The organism is Desulfovibrio gilichinskyi (assembly GCF_900177375.1).
In the GTDB taxonomy this organism is placed as follows: domain Bacteria; phylum Desulfobacterota; class Desulfovibrionia; order Desulfovibrionales; family Desulfovibrionaceae; genus Maridesulfovibrio; species Maridesulfovibrio gilichinskyi.
In genome coordinates this window covers 656,699-677,597 of record NZ_FWZU01000002.1, presented here as the reverse complement: position 1 = coordinate 677,597, position 20,899 = coordinate 656,699, and the positions used below count along the sequence as shown (strand labels likewise).

The 20,899-nt window shown below is 42.7% G+C and carries 21 protein-coding genes; 9 read left to right on the top strand and 12 right to left on the bottom strand.

Annotation, left to right across the window (positions count from 1 at the left end; all coding sequences use genetic code 11):
* Positions 1 to 2: 2 nt before the first annotated feature.
* Genes B9N78_RS08070 through B9N78_RS08060 form a run of 3 tightly spaced genes read right to left on the bottom strand, consistent with a single transcriptional unit; the run spans position 3 to position 3,058 of the window.
* Positions 3 to 1,148 carry an MlaD family protein gene (locus tag B9N78_RS08070; RefSeq protein WP_085100973.1) on the bottom strand — a complete coding sequence of 382 codons (1,146 nt, stop codon included), beginning with the start codon at positions 1,146 to 1,148 and terminating at the stop codon, positions 3 to 5.
* Entirely contained in the window at positions 1,145 to 1,942 is a 798-nt protein-coding gene (locus tag B9N78_RS08065) for an ABC transporter ATP-binding protein (protein ID WP_085100970.1), read from the bottom strand. The genes B9N78_RS08070 and B9N78_RS08065 overlap by 4 nt, the downstream gene beginning before the upstream one ends.
* Complete coding sequence (locus B9N78_RS08060; protein ID WP_085100967.1) at positions 1,943 to 3,058, bottom strand: ABC transporter permease; 1,116 nt, start codon at positions 3,056 to 3,058, stop codon at positions 1,943 to 1,945.
* A gap of 342 nt (positions 3,059 to 3,400) precedes the next feature.
* Here B9N78_RS08060 and B9N78_RS08050 point away from each other — a divergent pair, with 342 nt between their 5' ends.
* Positions 3,401 to 5,362, top strand: coding sequence for a methyl-accepting chemotaxis protein (locus tag B9N78_RS08050; protein WP_085100961.1), 1,962 nt, complete (start codon positions 3,401 to 3,403; stop codon positions 5,360 to 5,362).
* A gap of 61 nt (positions 5,363 to 5,423) precedes the next feature.
* Here B9N78_RS08050 and B9N78_RS08045 read toward each other — a convergent pair whose 3' ends face one another.
* The gene (locus B9N78_RS08045) at positions 5,424 to 8,462 is read right to left on the bottom strand and encodes a proline dehydrogenase family protein (RefSeq protein WP_085100958.1); all 3,039 of its coding nucleotides are present in this window, start codon (positions 8,460 to 8,462) and stop codon (positions 5,424 to 5,426) included.
* Between the two features lie 157 nt (positions 8,463 to 8,619).
* On the bottom strand, positions 8,620 to 9,102 hold the full coding sequence (locus tag B9N78_RS08040) for an Lrp/AsnC family transcriptional regulator (RefSeq protein WP_085100955.1): 483 nt from the start codon (positions 9,100 to 9,102) through the stop codon (positions 8,620 to 8,622).
* A 476-nt stretch (positions 9,103 to 9,578) separates the two neighbouring features.
* Between B9N78_RS08040 and B9N78_RS08035 the strand changes: the two genes are divergently transcribed.
* The 5 genes from B9N78_RS08035 to B9N78_RS08015 all read left to right on the top strand — a co-directional run bounded on the left by B9N78_RS08035 (position 9,579) and on the right by B9N78_RS08015 (position 12,914).
* A complete protein-coding gene (locus B9N78_RS08035; RefSeq protein ID WP_085100953.1) occupies positions 9,579 to 10,022 on the top strand; it encodes a C-GCAxxG-C-C family protein in 444 nt (147 codons plus the stop codon).
* Positions 10,022 to 10,903 carry a DMT family transporter gene (locus B9N78_RS08030; protein ID WP_085100950.1) on the top strand — a complete coding sequence of 294 codons (882 nt, stop codon included), beginning with the start codon at positions 10,022 to 10,024 and terminating at the stop codon, positions 10,901 to 10,903. Before B9N78_RS08035 ends, B9N78_RS08030 begins: the two co-directional genes overlap by 1 nt.
* Positions 10,904 to 11,001: 98 nt before the next feature.
* Positions 11,002 to 11,532 (top strand): ribosome biogenesis factor YjgA, encoded by a 531-nt coding sequence (yjgA, locus tag B9N78_RS08025; RefSeq protein WP_085100947.1) that lies wholly within the window; start codon positions 11,002 to 11,004, stop codon positions 11,530 to 11,532.
* 86 nt (positions 11,533 to 11,618) lie between these two features.
* Positions 11,619 to 11,876: a hypothetical protein gene (locus B9N78_RS08020; RefSeq protein WP_085100944.1), complete on the top strand. Its 258-nt coding sequence runs from the start codon at positions 11,619 to 11,621 to the stop codon at positions 11,874 to 11,876.
* 117 nt (positions 11,877 to 11,993) lie between these two features.
* Positions 11,994 to 12,914 carry a DMT family transporter gene (locus B9N78_RS08015; RefSeq protein WP_085100941.1) on the top strand — a complete coding sequence of 307 codons (921 nt, stop codon included), beginning with the start codon at positions 11,994 to 11,996 and terminating at the stop codon, positions 12,912 to 12,914.
* On the opposite strand, the gene B9N78_RS08010 is transcribed toward B9N78_RS08015, so the two are convergent.
* Positions 12,904 to 13,752: a 1,4-dihydroxy-6-naphtoate synthase gene (locus tag B9N78_RS08010; RefSeq protein ID WP_085100938.1), complete on the bottom strand. Its 849-nt coding sequence runs from the start codon at positions 13,750 to 13,752 to the stop codon at positions 12,904 to 12,906. The two genes, B9N78_RS08015 and B9N78_RS08010, sit on opposite strands and share 11 nt — an antisense overlap.
* An 89-nt stretch (positions 13,753 to 13,841) precedes the next feature.
* On the opposite strand from B9N78_RS08010, the gene mqnE reads away from it, so the two are divergent.
* Genes mqnE through B9N78_RS07995 form a run of 3 tightly spaced genes read left to right on the top strand, consistent with a single transcriptional unit; the run spans position 13,842 to position 16,869 of the window.
* The gene (gene mqnE / locus B9N78_RS08005; RefSeq protein WP_085100935.1) at positions 13,842 to 14,933 is read left to right on the top strand and encodes an aminofutalosine synthase MqnE; all 1,092 of its coding nucleotides are present in this window, start codon (positions 13,842 to 13,844) and stop codon (positions 14,931 to 14,933) included.
* 18 nt (positions 14,934 to 14,951) lie between these two features.
* Positions 14,952 to 16,049, top strand: coding sequence for a cyclic dehypoxanthinyl futalosine synthase (gene mqnC / locus B9N78_RS08000; protein WP_085100932.1), 1,098 nt, complete (start codon positions 14,952 to 14,954; stop codon positions 16,047 to 16,049).
* A complete protein-coding gene (locus tag B9N78_RS07995; RefSeq protein ID WP_085100929.1) occupies positions 16,042 to 16,869 on the top strand; it encodes a menaquinone biosynthesis protein in 828 nt (275 codons plus the stop codon). Before mqnC ends, B9N78_RS07995 begins: the two co-directional genes overlap by 8 nt.
* 62 nt (positions 16,870 to 16,931) lie before the next feature.
* On the opposite strand, the gene B9N78_RS07990 is transcribed toward B9N78_RS07995, so the two are convergent.
* The 6 genes from B9N78_RS07990 to rpsM all read right to left on the bottom strand — a co-directional run bounded on the left by B9N78_RS07990 (position 16,932) and on the right by rpsM (position 20,887).
* Positions 16,932 to 17,831, bottom strand: coding sequence for a selenium metabolism-associated LysR family transcriptional regulator (locus B9N78_RS07990; protein WP_085100926.1), 900 nt, complete (start codon positions 17,829 to 17,831; stop codon positions 16,932 to 16,934).
* 88 nt (positions 17,832 to 17,919) lie between these two features.
* Positions 17,920 to 18,351 (bottom strand): 50S ribosomal protein L17, encoded by a 432-nt coding sequence (gene rplQ, locus B9N78_RS07985; protein WP_085100923.1) that lies wholly within the window; start codon positions 18,349 to 18,351, stop codon positions 17,920 to 17,922.
* Complete coding sequence (locus B9N78_RS07980; RefSeq protein WP_085100920.1) at positions 18,341 to 19,381, bottom strand: DNA-directed RNA polymerase subunit alpha; 1,041 nt, start codon at positions 19,379 to 19,381, stop codon at positions 18,341 to 18,343. Before B9N78_RS07980 ends, rplQ begins: the two co-directional genes overlap by 11 nt.
* 13 nt (positions 19,382 to 19,394) lie before the next feature.
* Positions 19,395 to 20,021 carry a 30S ribosomal protein S4 gene (rpsD, locus tag B9N78_RS07975; protein WP_085100918.1) on the bottom strand — a complete coding sequence of 209 codons (627 nt, stop codon included), beginning with the start codon at positions 20,019 to 20,021 and terminating at the stop codon, positions 19,395 to 19,397.
* A gap of 19 nt (positions 20,022 to 20,040) precedes the next feature.
* On the bottom strand, positions 20,041 to 20,430 hold the full coding sequence (rpsK, locus tag B9N78_RS07970; protein WP_085100915.1) for a 30S ribosomal protein S11: 390 nt from the start codon (positions 20,428 to 20,430) through the stop codon (positions 20,041 to 20,043).
* 88 nt (positions 20,431 to 20,518) lie between these two features.
* Positions 20,519 to 20,887 carry a 30S ribosomal protein S13 gene (gene rpsM, locus B9N78_RS07965; protein WP_085100913.1) on the bottom strand — a complete coding sequence of 123 codons (369 nt, stop codon included), beginning with the start codon at positions 20,885 to 20,887 and terminating at the stop codon, positions 20,519 to 20,521.
* Positions 20,888 to 20,899: the final 12 nt, after the last annotated feature.

Sequence of the window (20,899 nt, the reverse complement as noted above, 5' to 3'; positions counted from 1 at the left end):
CATTATTTTACCACCGCTTTTTTAGGAGGATCACCGAAAAGAACTCCGGAAGGATACTTTTTGGCTTCATTGCTGAGCTCTCGTAAATTTTCAACAAGGCTTCTCACGTTATCTAAAATAGATTCAATATTTCCCTGCTGCCCTGCAACCATCACGTTAACCCGTGAAAGTGTGCCCTCAAATCTGATAGCAGCGTCCTTAATCTTATCAGAAGCCTGACCAATATTATTCAGAGTTTTTGACAGATCTTTTAACGTATTCTTTCCTTCAGGACTTTGCAGGAATCCTTCTAAATCACCGCTTACATTCTTAGCACTAGCTGAAGCTTTGCGGATATCTTTTAGAGCACTAACAATATCACCGGAAGAAGATTCCATAACAAATTTTAAATTATGAGCAGCTGACGCAACATCCGGCATCAGCGAATCGATCTTCGGATCTGCAAGCAGAACATTAACGCGGGCAATAAACTTTTCCGCCTGAGTCAGGGTTCCGCTAAACCTTTTGCTAAGCTCCCCGGGATCAGATTTATCTAAAAAGGAACTTACACTTTTCGCAACATTTCTAACATCCTCAATAGCTTCGGCAATCTTGGCTTGGCTGATATCTTCCAGAGTTTCGCTGATTGAAGCGACAGCTCCTTCCACCCTGCTGAGTATGGACGGGGCTGAAGGAACATAAATAAATTCAGGTTTCCAGGTGATTTCAAGCGGAGGATTTTTGTCAGGATTCACATAATCAATTTCAAGAAAAAGCTGACCGGTCAAACCAAGCGAAACAGGACGGGCCCGCAGCCCCCGATTAACTTCCTCCTGAACAGCTTCCCTCATACCTTTGCCTTCCATCTCCTTGAACATTTTACTGTCAAGTTCGCCTTCAACATAAACATATCTTAATTCGCTTTCATTCATGGCAACATACTCATCAGTAACAAAACCGATCTTACTGACAGTACCGACTTTCACGCCTCTGAACTTAATGGGAGACCCGATTTCCAGTCCGTTAACGGACTCGTTAATATAAGTTTCCATTTTAATTGTTTTTTCAAATATTTTGCCTGCACCTAAAATTGCAAGAGCAACAATTAATAGAAGTGATCCAATTATTACAAAAAGTCCCAGTCGGAAGGGGTTTGTCTTACGGCTCATAATGTCTCCATGACTGGTGTTACTTTACTTGTCTTTTCAGTCAGTTCTCTATGAAAAAAACGGCGGACTAAAGGAATATCTGATTCATCACGCAGCTTACGGGGATCGCCATCGGCAATAATCCCTTTTGTGCTCTTATCAAGCATAATTATTCTGTCCGCTATTGAAAAAATTGATTGCAGCTCATGGGTGACAATTACAAAAGTGACTCCGAGTGAACGCGAAAGACTACGGATTAATTCGTCCAGATCAGCAGAAGTAATCGGATCAAGACCTGCTGACGGTTCATCAAGAAATAAAATTTTTGGATCAAGTGCCATTGCTCGGGCAATTGCGCCACGCTTAAGCATTCCGCCCGACAATTCAGACGGCATTTTATCGACAGAGCCTTCAAGTCCGACAAGTGACAGCTTCATTCTGGCAACATAATTCATAGCTTCAAGAGGCATAGATGTGAACTCTTCAAGCGGAAGTCTCACATTTTCCAATAAAGTCATAGAACCGAACAAGGCTCCCATTTGATACATAACCCCGATGCGCTGTAAAATATCAAGCCGCGTTTTCCCGAAAGCTGAACCTATATCATCACCGTCAATAAATATCTTGCCGTGCGCAGGAGGGTAAAGGCCGATCATATGCTTAAGCACGGTGCTTTTACCGCAACCGGAGCCACCGAGAATTACGAAGATTTCACCTTGCTTAACTCCGAATGAAATATCGTTTATAACGACTAGTTCACCATATGCGCAGGTCAGATTCTGAACATCTATTATATTTTTTCCTGGCTCGCCCAATTAAATACCCGCCATGAAAAATACTACAGCAAAAATTCCGTCAAAAACAGCAATCAGAACAATACCGCTGACTACAGCACTCGTTGCAGAATCACCTACCGCACTTGCTCCGGACTTAGTAACAAGGCCGCGCTGGCATCCTATCCCGGCAACAAGAAAACTGAATACAACGGCTTTAATCATTCCACCGGAGAAATCCATCCACTGCACATTTTGAAAAACTCTACCGCAAAAGGTTGCAAGCGGGTAGCCCATGGACATCATCACCAGTGCGCCGCCTACCAGGCTCATAAAATTAAAAAACAAGGTGAGAAGAGGAGTAACAAAAACGGTGGCAATGACTCTCGGGACAACTAAAAAACTTACCGGATTAAGACCCATAGTGTTTAGCGCATCAAGCTCTTCATTCACTTTCATTGTTCCGATTTCCGCAGCAAAGGCAGAACCGGTTCTACCTGCGAGCAAAATGGCTGTAACCATAGGCCCAAGCTCTCTGAACATTACCAGTCCGAGCATGTTCGGTACAAAAATTTCACCGCCGAAACGCCGAAGTGAGACAGCTGACTGAAATGACATGATCAGCCCCATCAAAAAACCGATCAATAAAATAATCGGCAACCCGTCAGCACCGACCTTTTCAGCCGTCAGCCAGAAATCCGGCCAGCGGAGACGACGGCGACCTGAAGCCACATCAAAAAAGGCAAATACACAGTTACCGGTAAATTCTACCTGAGCCCTCATATCCTTTGTAACAGTCTGAGCTGATTCGCCGACAGAACTAATCCAGCCGTACAAGCCGGTTTTTCCTGATTCTGAAATCTTAGACGGGGCAGCTTTATCAACATCAAAAAGTTCGAGAAATTTACTGAATTCAGGATCTAATCCATTAATACTCAGAGTCGCATTTCTATCCCTGCAGCCAACCTTCATCATCATAAACAGAGAAGCTCCTCCGCCGTCCATATAATCTACGGCAGAACAGTCCACAACGCTTACGCCGGAAGAAACAGCCAGGCGAGCCTGTTCCCAGATTTTACCGGCCCCCTCACCATCAAGCCTTCCTGAAAGCTTAATGCTGCCACCTGTTTTTTCAAGTTTAATAAAACCTGACGCCATATATCCTTCATGGTTTAATTTTTTCTAACTTTTAATATAAATATTTATCAGGAGAAAAGATGAAAAGAAAGCTGCAAATAAATATTCAAAATATGAATCCGAAAACATATGTTTGCAGTCTTATAACAAACAAAGACGGTGTTACAAGAGATTATATTATAATTTTGAATTTTACTAAAATTAACCGATGGTTACTTCTTAAGTCAGAAACGAATACATATAATCAAAAAAAAAAGATCAAATCAGACATTACTATTATACTATTACTATTGAAGTTTAACATCTTGTATTTTACTCTCTGAATATCTGAATCGGAGGTTGCATGGCAAAAAAGGCAAGCTAATGACAATTAGAGTAAAATTATGGCTCATCGGTTTATGCGCAATAATAGGATTAGCAACAATTTTCACCGTTAATTACGTAGGTGAAAAACTAATCTCTAAAGCTATTACCCTTGAGGACAATGCTGTTAAGGCGGACGTTTTTTTGCTGCAGACACGCAGGCAGGAAAAAAATTTCCTAATGAGAAAAGATACCCTGTATCTTGATAGAATGAAGTCAAATTATGACATCATGATACAGTATCTTAAAAAAATTCACGAACCTGATTTACAAAAGATTTCAGCAGAAGGAATGAAACAAGCAGCTGCATACATGGCTACCTTCTCAGCCATAGCCGATAACTACATCAAGTTGGGGCTGATTCCGACAGAAGGAGTGCAGGGAAAACTGCGGGACACCATTCGTTCAGTTGAAAAAAACATAGTTGATGAAGACAATTCTTTTGAAGGGCCGATTAACCTGCTCCGCCGCTATGAAAAAAACTTCATGATGTGGGGAGAAACCCAGCAGATTGAAAACTTTAAATCAACTATGACCGGCTTAATAGAACATGTTAAGCAATCTGGTTTTACTGAAAAAAGAAAACAGGAAATCTTGCTGCTCCTCTCCAGTTATCAAAGTGACATGGAAGAGTATGCTGATCTCTCACTGAAAATTAAAAAAGATGACGTTGAATTTATACAAATTGCGCGCCAGATGGAACCGATCCTAAAAAAACTTTCAACTGGAGCAACAGCCTTTCGTCAAAACCAGCAAAACATGAGTTCATCGATTGTTGTCGGTGTTGAAGTTGCCACAACGCTCTTACTGCTCATTGCAATAACTCTTATTATAAAGTCTATTCTTGATCCTCTGAATTCTCTTGAAAGATGTGCTCTGCAAGTCAGCGAAGGCAATTATGACGCTTGCGAAAAGATGGAGCTCTCAGGCGAATTGGAATCGCTCCGTGTAACCATTGCTCAAATGATTATTAAGCTGAAACGGAGCATGAATGACGCGCAGCAAAAAAGTATTGAAGCGAATGCGCAGGCGGAAAAAGCCGAGCTGTCAATGCTGGAAGCGCAAAAGGAAAAAGAATACGCAAACTCTCTGATTGACAAAATGTCTGCAATCTCAAATGAAATTGAGACCATAACTGTAGATTTGAATACCGCAACGGAAGAACTCTCTAATCAAAGCCGTGAAATTAAAACAGGTGCCGACAACCAGAAAGATCGCACCCATGAAACGGCAACAGCTGTAGAGCAGATGAACGCTACAATATTAGAAGTTGCCGGCAGTTCAGCAAATGCTTCAAGCGGGACATCGGAAGCAAGCAAAAAAGCGGCCGAAGGATTCAAAATTGTTGAACAGGTTGTAAGTGCCACAGATGAAGTTCAGGGAAACACCTCTTCGTTAAAGAATGCTCTAGCTGAACACAGTCATCAGGCGGAAGCAATCGGTCAGATCATGGGCGTCATTTCTGATATTGCCGACCAGACAAACCTTCTGGCTTTAAACGCTGCGATTGAAGCGGCCAGAGCAGGTGAAGCTGGACGAGGTTTTGCAGTGGTTGCAGATGAAGTACGCAAACTTGCTGAAAAGACAATGACCGCTACACAGGAAGTCGGCAAAGCAATTTCAAGCATTCAGGATGGCACAGCCTCCAGTCTGGCAATAATGAATGATACTGAAGGATCTGTCAGACAATGTTCTGAACTTGCAACCGAGGCAGGTCAATCTCTTAAAGCCATCGTTGACCTTGTAGCTGAGTCCGCCGACCAAGTTCATTCTATTGCCACAGCAACAGAAGAACAATCCGCAGCCTGTGAACAGATAAATGTGGCGACCATAGAGATCAATACCATCTCTACCGAGACATCAGAAAGTGTGGATAGATCGATAAAGACAGTTAAAAACATAACCTCACTTGCCGGATCGCTCAAATCATTAATTGGTAAACTTAACAATTGCAGTAAATAAAAAAAGGGGCTGCGTATGCAGCCCCTCTTTTTAATATATTAACAAATTAACTGATTACAGTTTATGCTACCCAATCATCATCATCAGAAATCGGTGCAAAACCGCGCCGCATAGTATTTTCACAGACTAAGCGCGGGTCCATGAACTGTAACAAGTAATCAGGACCACCGGACTTTGAACCGACGCCTGACATCTTAAATCCGCCAAAGGAATGTCTTTCAACAAGAGCTCCGACACTTGGTTTATTAAGGTATAAGTTACCTACTCTGAATTCTCTGGAAGCATATTCAAGATTTTTAGGGCTTCTGGAATAGACTGCTCCGGTCAATGCAAATTTTGTTGAGTTTGCAATATCCACAGCTTCAAGGAATGTGCTTGCCCGCATGACAGCGAGTATCGGTCCGAAAACTTCTTCCTGAGCAATGCGATGTTCCTTGGTAATTCCTTCCACTATAAGCAGAGGCGTATAGCATCCACCCTTTGAAAGGTATTCAGCAGGGGCTTCATGCTTAACAAGAACTTTACCTTCTTCTTCAGCTATTTTGCCGTAATTGAGAACATTTTTCTGTGCTGCCTTATCGACAACCGGTCCCATGTAATTTGAAGGATCTTCAGCAGGTCCAAGCTTAACGGATTCAGCAGCTTCTTTCAGACGGTGCACAAATCTATCGTAAATAGAATCAAGAACAATCACGCGGGAACAGGCAGAACATTTCTGCCCCTGGAAACCGAAGGAGGCGTAAAGCACTCCGAGCACGGCTTCATCGAGGTCGGCATCATCATCAATAATAATTGCATTTTTACCGCCCATTTCGGCGATAACTTTTTTGCAATGTTCCTGCCCGGGATGAACCTTTGCAGCACGTTCCTGAATTCTTAAACCTACTTCCATTGATCCTGTGAAAGCTATTACAGCGATATCAGGATGATCGACAAGATAGTCACCCATTACAGAACCGCGACCCGGGGTGTAGTTGAATACACCGTCAGGAAGTCCTGCGGCTTTGAACATATCGACAAGTCCGTGCCCGACGACAGAGGAAATACCAGCAGGTTTGTAGACAACCGGACAACCGCAGACAATAGCAGCTGCAACCATTCCGACACTGATTGCCAGAGGGAAGTTCCAAGGAGCGATTACAGCGGCGACACCTTTACCCTGATAGAAATACTGGCTGAACTCTCCGGGAGAGTTACCCATACGTTTAGGATCGCCTAGGCGGATCATTTCACGGGCATAATATTCCATGAAGTCAATTGCTTCACCGATATCAGCCTGTGCCTGATCCCACTGCTTGCCGACTTCAAGCACCTGCAAAGCGCAAAGATCATGAATATGTTCTTTGCAATACTTTGAAGCTTTAAGAAGATACTGCGCACGTTCTCTAGGTTCAACATTGCGCCAGTCAATATAAGCCTGCTTGGCCGCACTGACAGCCTGATCAACTTCAGCAATTCCGGCCTGACAAACAGTTCCGATAATTTCTGAAGGATCCGCAGGATTATATGAATCGAGAGTATCGTCAGTTACAACATCCTTCCCGTTAATATGAAGTGCATACTTTTTACCGAAATCCTTGCGTATTTTGCTCATAGCAGCAGGATATACTTCACGTTCTTCTTTTACTGTAAAATCTACCGGGGGGAAATTACTGAAAGGTTCCAGCTCGCCCTCAACTCCTCGATAACGGATTCGCGTGTCAGGCTTCGCAGCGGGTTTATTCGCCAACTCACGTTTAAGGGTCAGTTCAGGATTTTCAAGAAGAATACTGACATCTGCTTCATCGGCAAAAGTCTGTTTCAAGAAAGATTCATTTGCGGTGTTTTCAAGCAAGCGGCGAACTAGATACGCCATTCCGGGAATAAGATCACCGTAAGGGCAATATAAACGTACACGCTTGGCAACATTTTTTAAGCCTTTACGGACAGGTTCAGCCATTCCGTACAGTACCTGAAATTCATACCTTTCAGTCGGAACATTCATAACACTGGCCATTTCCATGACAGCTGAAATAGTACGAATATTATGTGATGCGCAGGCAAAATGACAGATATCGCTGTTTTCAAGAATCATTTTGGCAACACGTTCATAAGCCGCGTCAGTTTCAGGCTTATGCGTCCATACCGGAACTTCCCAGTCGTTCTGTTTGGCTATGACTGTTTCAGAATCCCAGTAAGCACCCTTTACAAGACGTATGGATATAGGCAGGTTTTCTGCTCTGGCCCACTCGATTAATCCTTTAACATCATTGTCTACGCTTTTAAGGTATGCCTGAAAAACAATTCCGATATGCTGATATTCCGGATATTTCTTTCTGAGCCTTTTAAACATTTCAACGGTAGGCTCTTTATATTTCAGAGACTCCATATCAATGCACATGAACCCGTCCATGCCCATCACTTTCTGATAAACAGGTTCAATGCTTTTAATCATGCCCTGCACTGTTCCTTCAAGATCAACAGGCTTGGACTGTGAATAAAATGCTGACGGCTTTACAGCTACATTTATTTTAGGAGCACTTCCCCAGTCAAGATCACCGGAACTGTCAAGCGCATCCCATTTTTTATATTCTTTTTCAATGGCACCCAGAACTTCCATATACCCGTCAAGATAAGCCTGAGCTTCTTCTTCACTGACAGTCGCTTCACCTAAGAGGTCCAGAACAAACGCAAAGCCGTCTTTACGGAGTTTACGAATTCCTTTTACCGCTTCTTTAGCCTGCTGACCGATGATGAACTGACGGGCCATACCTTCAATATTAGTGCGGATTGTTCTATTGAGAACCTTTGCAACAAGACCTCCGCCGAATCCGGTTTTAGATGCGCCCCATTTAAGAACATCAGGGATATTGCTGTCATCCGCTGCAAAATATTCTTCAATATGTCTTGAAAGTGAATCAGAAGTATTCAGATATGGCAGAACATCGACAAAGCGAAACATCTGGACCTTGAAGTCTTCATTCTTCATTGCCCAGTCCATAACCTTTCCAGTCCACCATCCTTTATTAAAAACGGATGGGGCCTCACCTGAAATAGATTTAAAAAAGACTTTACCGCGCTCAATGACCTGCGGGTCAAGAGTAGAAATTTCTACACTCATAAAAATTCTCCATGATTTTTAATGTTCGCCTTTGAAATTATTTTCGCAGACTGATTAAAAATCACACCCAAGTTTCAGGCAATCCATGAATTGGAGCATTCACAGCTCCAATTCAGGCTATGCTGCAAAACTATCGGCAGGAGATTTGCTCAGTCTGCTAAAAATCTTCATCGATGTCTTCGCCAAGGGGAATAGCTCTGGATTCCTTAATCGTATTTAAAACGATGGTGGAATTCGTATCCCTCACGGTCTCAATACTTCCGATACTGCCGAGCATAATTGCCAAGCCGTCAGTATCTTCGCACCTGACCTTAATTAAATAGCTGTCCCGTCCTGCACAATAATGCACTTCCAATACCCCGGGAATCTTAGCTAGTTCAGCACCTGTATCTGTAGCTCCGACACCTTCACTCGCATTAACGTAAATAAATGCTGTCAGGGATCGTCCTACAGACTGAGGGGATACAATAGCTTCATATCCGACAAGTATGCCCTTGCTTTCCAGCTTACGCACCCGCTCAAGTACAGCAGAAGGAGCCATTCCGACCTTTCTTGCGATATCGGCATTCGAAATTCTTCCGCTATTCTGAAGTATTGTCAGAATTCTTCTGTCAGTTTCGTCGATTTTTTTCTTACTCATGTGTTTATACGAATAAAATTCAATTTTAAAGGTTTTGTCAAGACAAAAGACGCAATTAACACCGCAACACAGATTAAAGTTTTGATAAACAGTATTTTTTGAGAAGATAAGTCAGAAAAATCATTTATGTTCCTACTAAAATAAAGATCATGATTCAGCAACCATGAATTGAGCCGCATGAAAACAAATACTGATGACTCCGAAAACATCATACACAATAATACTCTAAAATTTAGCTAATCTAACACTCAATTAAATGTTTTTGTACTCAATTGAAAGCTTTTACAGCATAATATTCGTAAAAATTGTATTTTAGACACAGGCTCGGCTTCAAGTGTCACATTTAAACCATCTTGACACATTAATCCGAGGTAACTATTTTCCATTACAATCTTACGAAGTTAAATATTTCCCACTCTTGACCTATCACTACCAATACAAATCTGACGTATCCCTATTTTACCGGAGAATTCTATATGCACGGACAAAGAGCACGATATTATTTTGAAAACGGCTACATGTGCGCAGAAAGCGTTCTGCTTGCAATCTGCGAGGCAAGAAAAATTGAGAATTCTAATGTTCCGGCTATTGCCACAGCGTTCTGTTCCGGGACAGCAAGAACTAAAGGAAATTGCGGAGCTTTAGCAGGAGGAATTCTGGCTATAAGTTTGATTCACGGACGGACAGCCCCTGACCAGTCAGTAGATCTGTGCTATAAGCTTACACAGTTACTCACGGCCCATTTTAAAAACAAATTCAACAGTGACAACTGTTTTAAACTTACCGATTGCGACTTATCGATACCTGACGGAAGTAACAAATTTAAAAACGAAGGTATTAAGCAAAAAGTATGTTTAGATCTCGTTGAAGAAGTTACTGACTACACCTTAAACATCCTTAATGAGAACACCAAAAACTAATGTCATCATCGCGTATTGTTTATCTTAAGCTGATCGGGTCTGTAGTCTTTTGGGGCGGAACTTGGATTGCCGGAAAAATTTTAGCAGGTGACATGTCACCTTATTCAGCAGCATTTCTCCGCTTTTTATTCGCGACATTTTTTATGTTTCTACTCATATGCAGATCAACGGGAAAACCTCCGAAGTGTCAAAAAGAAGATATCTTACCTTTAATGCTTATGGCTGTGACCGGAGTTTTTCTTTATAATATTATGTTCTTCACGGGGCTTCAAACCATTTCAGCAGGTAGAGCTTCTTTGATAATTGCTGCTGTACCGACAGTAATTGCCATCGGCTCTGCCGTTATATTTAAAGAAAAGTTCACTTTATCAAAAGCGGCTGGTTTTCTGCTTGCTCTTGTCGGCGTGACGACTGTTATTGGAAATGGAAATCCCATAACTCTGCTGACTCAAGGAGTCAGTTTCGGCGACCTCTGTATTCTAGGCTGCGTGTTAAGCTGGACAGCCTATTCTCTGGCCGGAAAGCCGGTAATGAAAAAAGTTTCACCTTTTAACGCTGTATTCTGGTCCTGCTTATTCGGCACAGTGATGCTGGCTGTTCCGGCCTTTTCCAACAACCTGATCGCCGAAGTACAAAAAATAACCTTACTTGACTTCGGCTGCGTTATATTCCTCGCTTTTCTTGGAACAACTTTGGGTTTCAGCTGGTATTGTGACGCTATCGGGAAAATAGGTCCGTCAAAAGCCGGCATATTTATTAATCTTGTTCCCATAACAGCCATACTTCTAGGAGTGATTCTTCTTGGTGAATCTGTAGGATTGCCGCTTATTATCGGCGGAATTCTCACAATTGGCGGAGTCTGGCTCACTAACAGAAGCTGAATATCTTAGCTTGTGATTATTCGTAAAAAAGTGGATGATACTTTTTTAAAAATTCATCATTTCGTTATGGCTATCCATAACTACAAAACAGAAAAAATATGTCTAACTACGAAGAAGAATACTACGACGAAGAAGAAGAGGAATATTCAGGACCTAGTCGCTCCCATAAAAAGCGGGAAATGACTAAGTTACAGAAATTAGCTGAAAAATTAATGGAATTAGGCCCTGAATCTCTTAAGAAATCAGGACTTCCACGATATTTCATAGACGAAGTTTTGGAAGCTAAGGCTATTACTGCTCATGAAGCAAAAAGACGTCAAACTCAGTACCTCGGCAAATTAATGCGTGAAATTGAAACTCAGCCCGTAATCGATTTTCTAAATGACGTCGAATTCGGTAACAGTGAAGACAACATGCGATTCAATATGCTTGAGAAGTGGAGAAAAAGACTTATCGAAGGCGATATGACCATGCTTGATGAGCTTATGGAACTTCATCCGAATGCAGAAAGACAAAGAATCGCGCAACTCGCCAGAAATGCTAAAAAGGAAATAGATTCAGGAAAACCTCCTAAATCTTCCAGAGCTCTGTTCAAGGCTTTACGCGAAGTAGTTGAATCAGCCTCTTGACGTTCTATCAATGATCATTACTTTATGGATGTTGTGAATTAATTCACAGCGTCAATCTTTTTAAGCATATTTCAAGGAGACCAGCCATGACTTATATTTATAGCGGTGTTGAATTAGAAGAAAGACTCTGCCCCCATTGCAATGAACCTCTTTCCCCTTGGATTGCCCCACCGGAATCAGGATGGGGAGTTATCGTTGTATGCAACAATAACAAATGCAATTTTTTTGTAGGGTCTGATTCTGATATCATCAACAAACGCGATGACTCAAACCTCGGTTGCCGTTATGCAGAAAATCCGGATAACAATTACCATCCATTCAACCTGCTTGCGTGGTGCAAATAGTCTGAATCTTCTTTAAAAAAACTAAAACCCCGGAAGAATCAGTTCTTCCGGGGTTTTCTATTTTAATGTTTGTTTTTACCTTACACCGTGTAAAAATTTGCTGTTAAGAGTAACAAAATGCCCTTTGCTGATTCAAAATATGTACCTATGGTCGCCCTTGTTACCGCGGTTTTCCTGTGGGCCAGTTCATTTATTGTTCTCAAAATTGCCTTGGCTGTCTACGACCCCATGGTTGTTATTTTCGGAAGAATGATGCTGGCATCACTGTGCATTATTTTTTTTCTTCCATCCTTGCGAAAACAAAAATTTCAAAAGGGAGACTTTAAACTGCTGGTCTTCATGGCTTTTTGTGAACCGTGCATGTACTTTATATTTGAAAGCCATGCTATGCTGTACACTTCTGCGTCAGAAGCCGGAATGATCGTGGCAACCTTGCCACTACTTATGGCTGTGTCATCAAGATTTATTTTGGGAGAAAAACTGAGTCAGCAAACTGTCCTCGGATTTTTATTGGCTGTAACCGGGGGAATCTGGCTTTCAATCTACAGCAGCACAACAGACGCATCACCGAATCCTGTTCTAGGAAATTTTCTTGAATTTTTAGCAATGTGCTGCGCAGTTGGCTATATGACCATTTTAAAGAAAATGACCGCCCGCTATTCAGCAGTTTTTATCACCGCTTTTCAAGCAACCATGGGAGCATTGTTCTATCTCCCGTTGCTGGCCCTGCCGACAACGGTGTTGCCGACAGAATTTCACCCGGCAGCGGCGTTTTCAATTATCTATCTGGGAATAGGTATCACTTTAGGCGCATACGGCTTGTACAACTATGGAATGAGTCGCCTGCCGGCCAGTCAGACCACTGCATATGTTAACCTAATTCCTGTTTTTACTTTGATCATGGGCTGTACGATACTGGATGAAAAATTAAACACTATCCAAATCTTTGCCGCAGGTCTTGTGATGTTCGGCGTAATACTCAGCCAGGATCATCGCAGCCGTAAAAAACCTAAATTAGCAGTTAACCCTATTCCTTAATAAAGAATGGACCATCCGGAAGATTGAGTGAATCCATTTGAGCTGCTTCGCGCAGCAGCCTGGAAACAGCGTCCTCACCTTCTTTACCTACGTCCATGCTGTAGTCGGTAACAAAAGTGTTTATATGCTCGTTGATAACATTCTCGTCCATCTCCTGCGCATGATTCTTTATGTAGGACCATGATTGACTGGGGTCGACCTGTGAAAGAGTCAGACTTCTACGTATTGCGGAGTTTATCAATGAAGCGACTTCGCTTCCAAGTGACCTTTTTATAGCGATAGAGCCGAGCGGGATAGGCAGACCTGAATAATCCTCCCACCACTTTCCAAGGTCGGCAAGCTTTGTAAGTCCCATCCCGCTAAAAGTGAAACGCCCTTCATGAATAACCACCCCGGCTTCCACTTTGCCTGAAGCAATCGCTGGCATAATTTCGTCGAAGACCATTTCAACCGTTTCAACATGTATTCCGGCTTCACGGCACATGAGACTGAACAATAAATTTGCAGTTGTATGGATGCCCGGTATAGCTACACGCTTGCCATTCAGGGCTTCTATAGTGCAAGGTTCCCGAGTCAGTAAAAGAGGCCCTACTCCTCTGCCCATAGCTCCTCCGGCACGCAGAAGAATATAATCATTCATAATATGCGCGGCCGCATGAGCTGAAACTTTGCAGATATCCATCTGCCCGGTGCGGGCCAGAGAATTCAGTTCTTCAACATCAGCAAGAGTAATGCTTAGTTTGTATGGTTCAATATTGATCGCTCCGCTTGCGAGAGCGTGGAATATAAAGGTATCGTTGGGGCATGGTGAAAAGCCCAATTTCAGTATTTTGCTCATGGAAATAGTTTTATATTTTTACTGATATAAAATCCAGTATTGACATAGCACGAGCCGACTTTTATTTACGGTTCAACAAAGGTGAAAATATGATTTCAAAAAAATATTTCGAAAACGTAGGGCTTGGTTCCATTCTGGAAAAAGTCTTGGACGGGGAAAGACTCTCTATTGAAGACGGTCACATCCTATATAACTGCGCCGACATCAATGCACTGGGCGCTCTGGCATCAATAGCAAGGCGCAAGCTGCACGGAAACAAAGCTTTCTATGTCTTGAACCGCCATATCAACTATACCAATATTTGTATTAACGGTTGTAAATTTTGTGCCTATGCACGCAAACGCGGTGAGGAAGGATCATTTCATTTATCAAAGAATGAAATTTTAGAGAAATTGCGTAATGCCCCCGTTTCGCCGCGTGAAATTCATGTGGTCGGCGGATGTCATCCAGATATTCCTCTTTCTTTTTTTGAAGAAACCTTCATAGAGGTTAAAAAAGAATTTCCCAAGGCAACTCTGAAATGCTTTACGGTTGTTGAAATTGCAAACTTCGCAAACATTGAAAAAACTACGACTCTTGAAATTCTGAAAAGGTTACAAGCGGTCGGAGTTGAAATGCTGACAGGCGGCGGAGCAGAAATATTCGCTTCTGAAACGCGCAACAAAATATGTCCTAAAAAAATCGATGCCGAAACATGGCTTAAGATACACGGCGAAGCCCATTCACTAGGGTTCTCCACAAACTGCACAATGCTTTACGGGCATGTCGAATCAATTGCAGATCGCCTTGATCATCTGGACAGGTTACGCAAACAGCAGGATATTTCCGGCGGTTATAACTGTTTCATCCCTCTTCCGTTTCTAACTGAAAACAGCAAACTTAAAATAGATAACCCGCTGACGGGGTTGGACGAATTAAGAACCATAGCCATAAGCAGACTTATGCTGGACAACATTCCACACATAAAAGCCTATTGGGTAATGCTCACTGTTAAACAGGCTCAGGCTGCTCTTCACTACGGAGCAGATGACTTTGACGGAACAGTTGTGGAAGAAATAATCGGGCATATGGCAGGAGCATCATCTGATCAGGCTATCAGCAGAAAAGATCTGGAAGAGATGATTATCGGTTGCGGATTTGTTCCGGTTGAACGCGATGCTGCTTTTAATGAAATTTCCTGAGTCAGAAGGATATTTAATATGACAAGTATTACTCAAAGTCCGGCAGAAGTTCTAGAAATAGGCGCAAAAGTTTCCGCCGGAGAACGCATTAATTTTGATGAAGCAATGATTCTGCTGGAAAAAGCTGATATATTTGATCTGGCCTGTTTAGCACATCAGGTCAGAATGTCTAAACACCCGGATATGAACGTTACCTACGTAGTTGATAGAAATATAAACTACTCAAATATTTGCGCATGCGGCTGTAAGTTTTGTGCATTTTATGTAGCTCCGGGCCAAGACGGCGGTTTCGTCATCAGCAGGGAAGAGCTAGGACAGAAAATTCAGGAAACTGTAGATCTGGGCGGAACGCAAATTCTTATGCAAGGCGGTCATAACCCTGATTTGCCGCTCACTTTCTACGAAGATATGCTCCGTTTTATCAAAGATAATTATCCGGTTCACATACATGCATTTTCACCACCGGAAATTGTGTATTTCAGCGAGTTGGAAAGAATTCCTGTTAAAGATGTGCTGAGAAGGCTTATTGACGCGGGGCTTGCCTCCATTCCCGGCGGAGGAGCTGAAATACTTGTAGATGAAGTAAGAAGCAAGATTGCACCGAACAAGTGCTCTACCAAGGAATGGCTTAACGTTATGGAAACAGCCCATAACATGGGAATAAGAACAACTGCGACCATGATGTTCGGACATGCGGAACAACCTTCCGACAGGCTGAAACATCTTTTTGCCCTTCGCGAAGTTCAAGATCGAACAGGCGGATTCACCGCCTTTATTCCATGGACATTTCAGCCGGACAACACCAACATTCCGAATGCCCGCAGGCTGACAAGCGTTGAATATCTGCGCATGTTGGCTGTATCACGAATCGTACTCGATAACTTTGACAACATACAGGTTTCATGGGTTACAATGGGGCCTAAAATTGCCCAGCTCGCACTCTTTTATGGCGGCAATGATTTCGGTTCAACAATGATTGAAGAAAATGTCGTTAAAGCGGCCGGTGTAAGTTTCAGTTTATCTGAAAATGAAATAGCAAATCTGATTAAAAAAGCAGGATTCGCTCCGAAGCAAAGACTTATGGATTATACCCTTACAGAGAAACACAATGGTTAATGAAATTAAAGTAGGCAGAATATCATATTTAAATGTTCTCCCGATATATTATCCACTGGAATCAAAACTCATAGAAAATAATTTTAAATTTTTCTATGGCCCTCCAGCTCAACTTAATAAATTAATGGCTGAAGGATTGCTCCATATTTCATCAACATCTTCAATCGAATATCTGCGCCACGCAGAGCAGTATAAACTGATACCTGACATAGCTATCGGCAGCTGTGGGCCAGTTCAGTCGGTGTTATTGATCAGCCGCAAGCCCATTGAAGAGCTGAAAGGATGTAAAATTCTTGTCAGTGCACAGACACATACTTCAGCTGCCTTACTGAAGATTTTGCTGACAGAATATATTCCTATTTATCCAGAATATGAAACAGGCAACGCAGCAGAACTGATTGAATCAGGCGAAAGACCCGAAGCTATTCTGACCATAGGTGATGAAGCTTTGAACCTGCGGCATCACAAAGATTATCCATATAAATTGGATCTGGGTGAAGCGTGGAGACAATGGACAGGACTCCCCTTTATCTTTGGAGTATGGGTAGTACGTAAAGACGTGGCGGACAGTCCTGCCGTTAAAGACGCTGTACGTACTTTGATAAAAGGCAAGGAATGGGGACAGGCTAATATTGGACGCATGTCAGAGCTTACTGCTGAAAAAAGCGTTCTCGCACTGCCTGAAGTAAATTCTTATTATGAAGGGTTAGTCTACAACCTGAAGGAAATGGAAACTGAAGGACTTAAAGTTTTCGCAGAGTATTTAAAAAAGACAGGGCAGATATCGAAAGTTCCTGATCTTAATTTCATTGAAATATAATACAACTAAAGGAGCCGGAAATATTCATATTTCCGGCTCCTTTTTTATTTAATAAAGTTCTTTTAAAAATCAAAAGCACTGTTTTTAATATGTTCGATAAAATAGCGAACGGCAGGGAAAAACTCTCGACCGCTAAGGTGCGCAAGATAAAAACTGCGCTCTAAGTTCAAAGGTAATCCGCTAATATGAACAAGCTCGCCAGAATCTATCAAAGGCTGAGCTGCAAGACGAGATGTAACACTGATGCCAAGCCCTGCCTTAACGCACTGAACTACGGCCTGAGTCGATTCAACCCAGACAGTGACATTGAGATCACGAATACTGGTTCCAATCTCTGACAAGCCCGCTTCAAGAGCTTTACGAGTACCGGACCCTTCTTCACGCATTACCCAAGGTAATTCAGCGAGCTGCTGAATATCAACAATCCCTTCATAGTTCTTTACCAGCACAGGCGGAGCGACAATTACCAGCTCATCTCGCATAATGGGAACAAAATCAATGTTCGGAGCATCACTTGCCGCACCGACAATTCCGACAATCAGTTCACCGCAGCGAATCTTGCGTAAAATTTCTGAAGTGTCGCCGACTGACATATGAACTCGTACATCAGGATATTTTTTGCAATATTCATATAAAATCCCGGGTAAAAGATAGTGAGAAGGTATTGTACTTCCCCCGATATCTAAATCACCCACAACTTTATCACGAAGCAAATTAATTTCAGAATGTGCTTTTCCAATCAGGTCATAAATATTTTTAGCATTTCGATATAGCACATCTCCAGCCTGAGTCGGCAAAATAGACCTTCCCAATCTGTCAAAAAGCTGTACATCCAGTTCTTCTTCAAGAGTCGAAATATGTGCACTAATCGTAGGCTGTGAGAGGAATAATTCTCTTCCTGCCTTAGAAAAACTTTTACATTCGTATACCTTACAAAAAGCTTCAAGTCTTCGTAAGTCCATCCCAATACCTCATATCAGAAATATCTATAAATAAAATTTAAAAAAAAAGGGGCGGAATTAACTCCGCCCCTTTTCTAAGTAGCATAATTTATGCTTCCTGAGTTTCTTTTGCAGGAGTTGCCTCTGCAGGAGCCTCAGTCGCCGCAGCTACAGGAGCTTCAGCACGTTTTGTAAGTTCGATGATCACCATAGGAGCACAGTCGCCCTTACGTGGTTCAGCAAGCTTGATAATACGAGTGTAACCACCGCCACCGCCAACAAAGCGGGGACCGATTTCATCAAAGAGCTTTTGAACGAGACTATGATTCTCGAGAGTCTTGTAAGCAAGACGTCTTGAGTGTAGATCGTCGCGAAGTGCTAGAGTAATCAGCTTTTCAGCAAAACTTCTCAGTTCTTTCGCTTTAGGCTCAGTGGTACGCATATGTTCATAAGTCAACAGTGAACGGACCATGTTACGGAACATGGCTTTTCTATGTGAACCGGTTCTGTTGAACTTTCTTCCGGACTTATTATGCCTCATTTTTCTCTTTCCTCTTCAGCCATTCCTGATGCTTTTTGTCGAAATCCTCTAAGGGCATCCCGAACTTAAGTTCCATACTGTCAAGAACTCTGCGGATTTCATCTAAAGACTTACGTCCGAAGTTCTTAGTCTTAAGCATGGCCTGTTCAGTACGCTGTACAAGTTCGCCAACAATACGAATGTTAGCAGCCTTGAGGCAGTTAGTCGCACGAACGGACAATTCAAGTTCATCGATACTTTTGAACAGATTCGGGTTCAGGTCGAGGTCACATTCTTTAGACTCTTCTTGTTCAGAGCCCATTTCATCAAAATTAATGAAAACAGAAAGCTGTTCCTTAAGAATTTTTGCGCTATAAGCGACAGCATCTTCAGGAGTGACAGAACCATCGGTAAAGACTTCAAGAACTAGCTTGTCATAGTTGGTCATTTGACCGACACGAGCCTGCTCTACACTGTAAGCTACCTTACGGATCGGAGAAAAGCTTGAGTCTAGTTGGATATGACCAATTTCGTTTACAAGACCATCATGCATATCAGCAGGAACGTATCCCTTACCCATACGGATCTCGAAAGTCATATCGAGTACCATCTTCTCAGAGAGAGTCGCAATAGTCTGCTCAGGATTGAGGACTTTGACGTTCTGGTTTTCCTGAATATCAGCTGCGGTGACGACACCCTGCTTATTTACCGATAAGGTAAGAAACTGAGGTTCATCAGTTGTCATTGCGAATCTAATCTGTTTGATGTTCAGCACGATTTCAGTGACATCTTCCATCACACCTTCAATGGTGGTGAATTCGTGCTGCACGCCTTCGATCTTAACAGCAACCACAGCTGCACCCTGCATAGAAGACAAAAGTACCCGACGAAGGGAATTGCCTATGGTTGTGCCAAATCCACGCTCCAAGGGTTCACAAATGAACTTGCCGTAAAGCTCGTTGGACTTGGAATCGCGCACGAGCTGTTCCGGCTTGACAAGCTCGGCCCAGTTGCGTGTGTTGATGAGTTTGTCACCGTCTTGAATAAGCATGCACTAATCCTTCTTATTTGGAGTACAGCTCGACAATCAGCTGTTCGTTGATAGGGAACTGTATGTCTTCCCTAGTCGGCATCGCTTTTACTTCACCTTTAAAGGCAGCACCGTCAGACTGGAGCCATTCTGGGCAACCACGACGAGCAATGACTTCTTGAGCTTCGAGAATTACCGGAATTTTACGGGATTCTTCACGAACTTCAATAACATCACCAGGTTTTACATGCATGGAAGGAACGTCTACACGTCTTCCATTCTTATTGAAAATACCATGTCTCACAAGCTGGCGTGCCTGATTGCGAGAATTGGCAAATCCTAAGCGGTAAATGGTGTTGTCAAGGCGAGTTTCAAGAATAATGAGAAGGTTAGCACCGGTTACACCCTTCATAGAATCAGCGCGCTTGAAATAACCGCGGAACTGACCTTCAAGGATACCGTACATGCGACGCACTTTCTGCTTCTCACGAAGCTGAATAGCGTAGTCACTCATTTTCTTTCTCATGCGTCCAGCAATACCAGGCGCATAGGGACGACGTTCATATGAACACTTATCAGTAAAGCAGCGGTCGCCTTTGATGAAGAGCTTTTCGCCCTCTCTACGGCAGAGTCTGCATTTTGCTTTTGTATATCTGGCCAAGGTTTTTCTCCTGCGAACGTTAGACCCTGCGGCGCTTCGGCGGACGACAGCCGTTGTGCGGTATGGGCGTGATATCGCGAATGAAGTTCACCTTCATACCGATGTTACCGATGGCGCGCATAGCAGCCTCACGACCGGAACCGGGGCCTTTTACAAAGATTCCCACGGTACGCATACCCTGGTCTTGAGCTTTTCTAGCGGCGGTTTCTGCTGCAATCTGAGCAGCAAAAGGAGTAGATTTTCTAGATCCCTTGAAACCGGAAGCACCAGAAGTAGCCCAACTGATAACGTTACCTTTTAAATCAGTGAAGGTAATTATAGTATTATTGAATGTCGCTTTAACGTGGGCTATGCCCACGGGAACATTCTTTTTTTCTTTTTTCTTGCCGGAACGGCGAGGTCTAGCCATACCATTCTCTCCAGATGAGTTGAATTTATACCAGCAGCACGAAGACCCTATAAAATCTGGCTCAAAGTCTGCGGATTGATCTTATTTACTATTTCTTCCTACTCATTACTGAGCGACGGGGACCTTTACGAGTCCTTGCGTTGGTTTTGGAACTCTGTCCGCGTACGGGCAGTCCGCGACGGTGGCGGAGTCCACGGTAACTACCTATGTCCATCAAGCGCTTAATATCAGCAACTTGGTTACGACGGAGGTCACCTTCAACTTTATAGTTATCTTCAAGTTCTTTACGAATGTCGTTTACCTGATCACCGCTAAGGTCATCAGTTTTCAACATCCAATCAACACCTACGGTGTCAAGAATCTTGAGTGCAGTAGTGCGACCTACACCAAAAATGTAAGTCAATGCAATATCCAAACGCTTATTTTTCGGAAGGTCTACTCCAGCGATACGAGCCACAGTTATACCTCT